The organism is Pseudomonas sp. KCJK9111, from assembly GCF_046231935.1.
Classification (GTDB): Bacteria; Pseudomonadota; Gammaproteobacteria; order Pseudomonadales; family Pseudomonadaceae; genus Aquipseudomonas; species Aquipseudomonas parafulva_B.
The window spans coordinates 1-8,086 of record NZ_JBJJMO010000107.1 but is presented as its reverse complement, the minus strand read 5'-3'; the positions used below and the strand labels follow the sequence as shown (position 1 = coordinate 8,086).

Here is an 8,086-nt window from a genome sequence, read left to right as displayed (position 1 = left end):
AGGTACGACACCGGCGTTGGCGAAGGCGGCTTGGAATCGATTGGTGGAGTTTGGCGTGTTAGGAGATATACAGAAGATGGTCATTTTCGATCTGCTAAGTAGTAATAGAGACTGAGTTTATACTGTAGTGTTGGCGCGAGCTACCCTGCATAGAGGGGTAGCTGCTACCTTCCAAATGGCTAGCGCAATGTAAAATGAAAAAGGTCTGCTTTTCTTTTCATTGTGGGCGTGACCTATCTTTCGTTCGATAGTGGGTTTTAGCATTGCAGATCGTTCAAGATGAAACTTATTGTCTATATATGCTTTGGGGTTCGAGAGTCTGGTATGCGCGTGACTAAATGTATGCATGACTAATTACGCGCCTGTAGATTTTCAAATGGGATAGCCAAACCGCCATAAGGCTCACTCAAATAATCCAGGCTTAATGCAGGATGATAATATTTGTCATGCGAGCCATTTAAGCACCATCGCTCAATAAAGTTACGTTGCTCCCTTAGAGCGCGCGATTGCTTTTCGGCGGTCAGATCTTTACCACGGCTTGCTGATTCCGCATGGATCAACTCCGAAGAAGCACACCAAATTATATTCAAATCAAGCTTTCTAATGCGTAGGCACAAATCGATGTCGTTAAAAGCAACCGGATAGTGAATTTCATCCAACCCACCCAATTGTTCGAATACAGATTTTCTCATAATAAGGCAGGCCGCCGTTACAGCACTTTGACGGCGAGTGAGTTGGTTTGTTGCAAGATAACCTGGGTCACACCGCTCTATTTTGTTGCCTACATGGGCTGCTAAGCCATTTACACCTACTACCACGCCCCCATGCTGCACCATGTGGTTAGGCCAAAGCAATTTTGCCCCCACGGCGCCGACAGATGGCCTTAGCAACTGAGCCACCAGTTCTTTTAACCAGTCACGGTTAATGATTTCTATATCGTTATTAATTAACCCTATTAAATCGCCAGTGGCCTTGCGAGCAGCGCTGTTGTTGATGGTGGAGTAATTGAAAGGATAAGGATGCCTTAGGACAGTGACGCCTTGCTCCTGCAACCGCTCCAGATAACTGAGCGTATCGATGTCTGTTGACTGATTGTCAACGACGATGATTTCTAGGTCGGGGTAGTCTGTATGGTTAAGAAGCCCATCTATGCAGGTTGATAAGAGCTTGTATTGATCCCTTGTCGGAACAATCAAACTTACCCTCGGAAGATTTTCAGGTAGTGGCCAGTGGGCTCTTAACAACGCGGGGTATCGCGTTAATGCACTAACAGTCGTGCCAGTTGCAAGCTGTTCGCAAAGCCAACTGATTGCCTGCTGACGCCGCAGACAAGGCACACCTAGTTCAGGACTCACTGGCGCAGTATGTAGCCTATGATATAGTACACGGGGTAAATGGGAAACGACGAGCTTGTCGCGCTCAGTGATCCATACTATGGCCGCGATCAAATCGTGCCAATGTATAAACTTATTACGGCTAGACGCGTTCAGCAAGGACAAAGCTTGCTGTATGACAGCATCACCAAAAATTGCTCCAGGCGTGAAAATATCGGCCCCGATAAACAGATCAACATCCCAAGTAGGTTTCAACCACGGATAACTGCGATTTCCTTGCTCGTCGTCACGGTCACAATCAGCGTAGCCCCATGCACTCTTGTTATCCAATAACGCGCTGAGATGCGGAAGCGCATGGGGTGCCAGTCGGTCGCCTGCTGTTATCGCAATGACCCGCTTACATCCTGCGCTGAGCAGCTTTTCGAGTGCAGGACCTACCTGCTCCGGAGGCGCGATCTCAAAGCCCTGTACCGAGGCATGCCCGTCATTCACGCTTGCAACGCTAATATCCTCAAGTGTTTTGTCACCTTCACTGATCAATAGAATGCCTAATGTGCTTTTTAAAGTAGGCGAAGGTACGTTGTCCAAGGATTGAAAAGTTTTGAACCATTGGGGATAAAGATGCCAGCCTGCGCTTTTCGGTAACCTGACAGACTGTTCTTTAACCATGCCCTCAAGCAGCGCAAAAGTCGGATCGCTCCTTGATACGTCCAGCTGCTGCAGCAGCCCTTCCATGCCTTCCGGATGGCAGCACAAGCGGATAGGACTTCCAGGCAGAGGTTGGCCTAAGTCATTCACCACGTTCAAGATATGGAGCTTGCCGTCAGCTAGTTGCCAAGGCAAATCGAGCGTAAATCCATGGTCAGCTGAGGTACGATAAGCCAAAGCCTGATGATGCTCATTACACAGCGCTTGGGCAATAATACGGTCGCCGTTTTGCACGCTGATCTGCACATGTCGCGTTGGTGATGCAGGATCCCATGCCCAACCACTCACACGTAGTCCACCGCTATGCCAGACTTGGGCGGTAATGGCAGAAGCATGTTTGGTAATAGGGGTCGGGATCTGCACTTGACCCTCCAGCATCAGATCTTGGTTGGCAATCCGAGCTGTGATCAAACTTGCATCATCCAACCAGCTTTGCCGTAACTGCACGGCAAACCCGTGAAAGTGGTCACCCATCGGTGCCCCAGGCTCAAATTGATCAGCGCGGGCCAACGCCACACTGTAACCATCGACAAACACCTCAACCACTAAGCGTTGTTCAAGCCGCATGCTATCCAGTGCCCACCCTTGGAGCACATCGCCTTGTAAACCAAGGATGGTGCCGCTCATGCATGTGTTTTCAGACGAGGATTGCCCCGCCTGTGGCATATCGAAAGCTGTTTGGGGTGCTGTTTGGGGCATCAGTCTTGGCTCAATAAAAAGGTAAATAGGTAATTGCTATCGCACCGCTTTCTTCGGCCGTCGATGTAGGTTTAGCATACAGTGGCAAACCCAATTCGATAGCTTGATTAGATGCGAACCAACCAGCGTCAGGTTTCTCTGTCAGGCTGAGCACGGCATCGCACCCAATGGCCTTGACAGACTCCACAAAATTTAGACCGTTGAGATTTGGCAACAGATGGACTACGCCTGTTGCATGTAGTGTTTTCAGCCAAGACGTATCATTTTTCGCTATCAATGTGAAAGGCAATGATTCACTGGCAATGCGACGTGCCAAAGTAAGCCATTGATGACCGAGATCCGGATCGCGGAGAGAGTCGCCAATAAGCAATATACGAGGTGGATTTCCTAAAGCGGTATTGGCAGCGAGGGCGGGAGCGGGGGCAACCGATATGGAGCTATTAGGAAACGCGGCTGTGTAGTGTTCCTTCAAGGCAGCCCAAGGTACTTGAATGCTTGTAGCCTCGCGAGCGAAACGTTGCCAATCATATGAACCCTCTTGACTGAGTAGTCGCGAGTCGTTGCAACAAACACGGTACGGCGTGTTAAGAAGGGCAGGCAAGTCACATAGCTCGACAGGGCAACGATCCAATTGCTCGAAAACTAATTCTTCTTGTGGAAGCAAGCGAAGTGCCTCTACCAAGTCCGTGAAATCTTGCGGCATCTCGTAATCCAGCGTCAGCGTCAACGCAGTTACTGGTGCCTGGAGAGTCACCCAACTTCGATGGCTATTATGCTGCCAGCTTAAACGGAAAGCGCAATCATCGTCCGAGATGTCGCGACCTAGGTACAGCGTCTTATGACCTTGCGCCGGCCACGTTGTCGATTGTCGTGCGTCGGACAGCTGCATGAGCTTGGCGAGACGAGTGCGTTGCAAAGCATCGCGTGCGGGCTTGATGGGATCGCGCTGACAAAAGCTTTGATAGCGCGCCGAAGCTTCTGGGTAGCGCTTTCGCAGAACAGCGTTATTATGCGCCACGCGCATGGTCTTTTCAGCTCCGAACGAAATCCCGCCTTTGTGCGCTACGAAAACATTTGGTGCGCCCATGTGACGCCAGCCAAGGCTCCGCGCGCGTAGGCACCAGTCGGTTTCTTCACCGTAACCGCGTGACAGGTGAACTTCGTCTAAGTAACCTACCTGCTCAATAGCTTCGCGCTTTATGTAAAGACAGAAACCACATCCAGTTTCAATATCCACCGGCAAGCTGGCAGCCTGACACGCTAGTTCATCGAGTTGAGCATGCTCAACCGCGTTGGGCATGGGATGACTAAACCGGCTGCGTGGAAAGCTCATTAGCTCGCCGTTATTAGTGAAGGGCGTAACTGAAGCGATATCGCCTGCGCTGTAAGCAACCGCATGTAGTCGATCCAGCCAGGCACCATGCACTCGGGTATCGGCATTGAGCCATACTACGTCCTTGTTAGGACTCAAGACCATAGCGCGGTTCATGCTGCGAATGAATCCCAGGTTCACCTTGTTCTGCACGAGCGTGATCTTGCCCTTGGCTGCTAGCACTTTTAGGGCTTTTGCCAGTGCAGGGACAGGCGTCTTGTCTTCTATCACCACTAACCTGTGTGGGATACGGTTAAGCCTGCGGGCTTCCAGCGCACTGTTGATGCACTCAAGCGTTTCCTCAAGACCGTCGTATACGGGAATCAGCACATCAACGGGGTTATTCTTGCCTTTACTCGCGTTGGTAGGAGGAGGCGGCACGAACGCCGGCATCGCGTAGAGTGGGCTGCCGACCAGGGGAGCGCCATCGGCGAAAAGTACGTGTACCGCTGAAGTGGGAGTGGGCACGCTTATCCTTATCCCACCATGTGTAGCTGGCAGGCCCGCTGCTTTCAGCAGGGGATGGATCGCATTGGCCACCATGTTGAATCGAGTGCCCGCGAAGTCTATCTGCAAGGCGACCGGCGTTTGCGGGTTCCGCAGATTGGTCGCCCAACCCTGTATTTCTTTGTGCTCTGGGACGTAGCGCACCACGCCGACTGTACTTGAAGCATCGGCTTGTGCATCCAGCAGCTTTAGGACCACCCCAAGTTCCTTGCCCCCGTGAATATCGGGAAGGTGGGCGAGAATCATGCGGCGTAATTCGGCAGGCGTTTCAGACTGGCTCCTGGCCTCCCACAGGGTCAGGCGCAGTGCAAGATCATTGGGTTGGGTTTTCCATGCTTGCGTTAGGTAACGCGTTGCCAGCGCCGGATTGCCTTGAGCTAAGAGGCTTCGACCGACCAGGGCGTGGATGTCTGCCCGCTCAGGGAGTGCCTGGGCGGCTTCTGCAAAAAATAAAAAAGCCAGCTTGGGGGTTTGCGGCAGTGCCGCGATGCCTTTCCACACCAGTGCTTCGGGCCGATAGGCGGGAACCTGCAGCGCACGCTCCAGCACGGCTGCTGCTGCCTCGTGCTCATTGGCTTGCTGGTGACGGTGAAATATGTCCATGAGCGTTTCTCGCCCATGGTCGAGTTGTCTGGACATAAGCTTGGCTTAACGGCAAGAAATAAAAAGAGGGGCAACTCGAAAGTCGCCCCTTTTTGCATACGTCCCGGCCTTGCGGCCGGGCGTATCCTTCACTACGACAGTGCTAGTTACACGTTCCCGTGCAGAACTACCACATTGTCGATGTGTTCAGCAGCTTCAGGCGAACCGATGATGCTGATAGCTACATCGGCTTTGTTCAGGCCGCCGTCCAGCTGGGCAGTCCAGAACTCCTTACCAGCAGCGTCAGCTTCGCGACCCAGAGCGGAACCGTACAGCGCGTCGATGAACTCGCTGGTGGATTTCTGAGCAGCTTCTTCCGAACCGACGATGTACTTGGCAACGTCTGCGCGGCTGGTGCCGTTAAACAGTGCCGAGACATAGGTCTCCAGACCGCTTTCGTCAGCGTCACGGCCCAGTGCGCTGGTGTACAGCTCACGGACGAAGTCGCCGTTGGATTGGTCACGGTTCTGCGCTTCCTCGGAAACCGAGATGAATGCAGCAACGTCGGCCAGCGAACCACCGGTAGCCAGGTAGTTCTGGAACAGCGCGGTGCCGTCTTCGTCAGCATCACGACCCAGCAGGGCGTTGTACAGGTCGTTGATGTTCTCGCCGTTGGCAACGCCAGCGAACTCGGCAGAGTTCAGGAACTGGTTGGCGATCACGTCCAGGGTGGTACCTTGGTTGACTTGGTCAACGAAGAACTTAGCGCCATCCTGGTCAGCATCGCGACCGAGCAGACCTTCGAACAGACGCAGAGCAGAAGCTTCAGCCTCGCTGCGAGCCAGTGCGATGGTCTCGACTTCATCACCGTTCACGAACGACAGGAATTCAGCGTTGCTGATGGCAGCAGTCTGGTTGCCGGTCAGGTTGACGTTGAAGCTGTTGCCAGTGGTCAGGGTGTAGTCGTCGCGCGAGCCGTCCAGCTGAACGACGTCGTAGCCTTCGCCAGCGTTGACGATGTCAGCATGGTTCGAGCCGCTCAGGATGATGGTGTCATTACCCGAACCGGTGGTGATGTTGTTGTTGCCCAGGCCAGCGATCACGGTGTTGTTGCCGTTGCCGGTGACGATGGTGTCGTTGCCGTCGCCAGCATCGATCAGAGTGTTCTGGTCGCCTTTGACGGTGATGACGTCGTCGCCGTTACCGGTAGCAACTACCAGTTCGATGGCGGAGGTGTCCACTGCAGCTGGAGCAATGGCGGCAGCGAAGGTCTGGACGTCGCCAGCAGCTGCTTGACCTTGCAGGTCAACAACCAGGTTGGCGTCGCTCTGCAGCACGTAGGCGCTAACGCCAGCAGCTTCGGCAGCAGCCAGGTCAACGACCACTTGGTCGCCTTGCTCGCCTTCGACTGCGCCGAAGACGATGTTAGCGGTGCCGGAGGTTGGCAGTTCAACAACATTACCAGTGATGCCGGCAACGTTGAGGTTTTCAACGGTATCCAGGTTCAATAGGCTGTTGATGGCGTTCAGAGTGCTTTCGGACAGGTTAGCGCTGGTGGCTTTCAGGTCGTTCTGCAGATCGCTGCTCGAGACGGGGCTATCGTATTGCATGATGTATTCCTGTTACTTCAAGCCATGTGGCCTGCTGCAATAATGTTCTGCTGTGACGCAGAGTTTTCCCACGGAGACTTAAGGCGGGCAGCGTTCATCTTCGTAACGGGGGTAACGGCGAGATGCAGCGCCACCAACGGCTCGTTGCCGGTGGGGCCATGCATCATCTGATTGGCAATCAGGCCTTGTGGTTCGGCAGTGCCGAAGACCACAAGGCCCGTCAATTCATAGTGTTTGCGCATCGGACCCACGAGGCTTAAGCCTACGCTGATCAAGGGCAGGCCTTGAGCGCGCGCACCGATGACGGTGCCAGTAGAGACGTTGCGGCAGGGGCCGGACCCGGCCACCGTGCAGGTGTAGACAAGGTCGATGCCGATTGGTTTCTCGGCCCAGTCGATTGTGAGCGATTCAATAAATTCGTCAGCGCCTGGCTCACCTACGCAGCCATCATGAGACACGACTTCGCCGCTCGCGTTCAGGTGAGCAGTGATCGTGAGGGGCAAGGGCGTGTCGGTTGCAAGAGTCTGGCTCGAATCTGTGCTAGCGACCACGGCGAAGGTGCGCATAATCGCAGGCGAGGTGTCGATGCGGTCGATACGCAGATCTACCGGCTCGATCACTTCGTCGAACATGTGGTATTCGGTGATCAGTACGGTTGTGACGCCGGCCTTGACGCGGGCAATGATGGTATCGCCCAGCTTTGTCAGCATGTTCTTGCTGACACCCTCGGCGGGGAAGAAGTCGATAGAGCCTTTGCCCAGCGGGGCTTGCTGAAGGGCAATACAGACAGGCTTGTCAGCAGGAGGCTGCGAGGCGTATCTGAAGATGTACATGCCCGGCTCAAGTAGCGTGACCCGTGAGCTGATTTTCAGGCCGTCGAGGGTATGTGAAGGCATAGACATGGCGTGGTTAAGCTCCTTTTAAGCACTAACACTGGTAGCTAACTTGCTCAGACCCGTGCATACACTAAGCGGCCATTGAAGGCTTCCTGCGAGTGGCGAAGATGCCGCCAGAGGGAAGGGATGTCAACCAAGAAATCCAAAAAAAATTTCCACTCTGGCAGGAACTTAGCCGCAAGTATTGAGATCTGCAACGCCGGTCCAAGGTATTCCGAGCTCTTAGCTGAGAAAGCTGCTACTTCTAAAAATTCTATATAAATCAGAGACATAGCAGTTTAAGCTACTATGTCGCGGCAAGGGGGAGCTTTTTTTGACAACATTTTTGAGCATGAAATTGGAATAAGCAGTCTCTCGTCCCATAATTTTTCCTATGAA

Annotated in this window: 4 protein-coding genes; all 4 read right to left on the bottom strand. The window is 53.4% G+C overall.

Annotated features, from left to right (window positions below; all coding sequences use genetic code 11):
* Positions 1–350 precede the first annotated feature (350 nt).
* The 4 genes from ACK59L_RS21135 to ACK59L_RS21120 all read right to left on the bottom strand — a co-directional run bounded on the left by ACK59L_RS21135 (position 351) and on the right by ACK59L_RS21120 (position 7,708).
* Positions 351–2,669 carry a glycosyltransferase family 2 protein gene (locus tag ACK59L_RS21135; RefSeq protein ID WP_409275852.1) on the bottom strand — a complete coding sequence of 773 codons (2,319 nt, stop codon included), beginning with the start codon at positions 2,667–2,669 and terminating at the stop codon, positions 351–353.
* 82 nt (positions 2,670–2,751) lie between these two features.
* Positions 2,752–5,223, bottom strand: coding sequence for a glycosyltransferase (locus tag ACK59L_RS21130; protein ID WP_409275850.1), 2,472 nt, complete (start codon positions 5,221–5,223; stop codon positions 2,752–2,754).
* Between the two features lie 146 nt (positions 5,224–5,369).
* The gene (locus ACK59L_RS21125) at positions 5,370–6,812 is read right to left on the bottom strand and encodes a DUF4214 domain-containing protein (RefSeq protein ID WP_409275848.1); all 1,443 of its coding nucleotides are present in this window, start codon (positions 6,810–6,812) and stop codon (positions 5,370–5,372) included.
* Between the two features lie 17 nt (positions 6,813–6,829).
* Positions 6,830–7,708 carry a hypothetical protein gene (locus ACK59L_RS21120; RefSeq protein WP_409275854.1) on the bottom strand — a complete coding sequence of 293 codons (879 nt, stop codon included), beginning with the start codon at positions 7,706–7,708 and terminating at the stop codon, positions 6,830–6,832.
* Positions 7,709–8,086 lie beyond the last annotated feature (378 nt).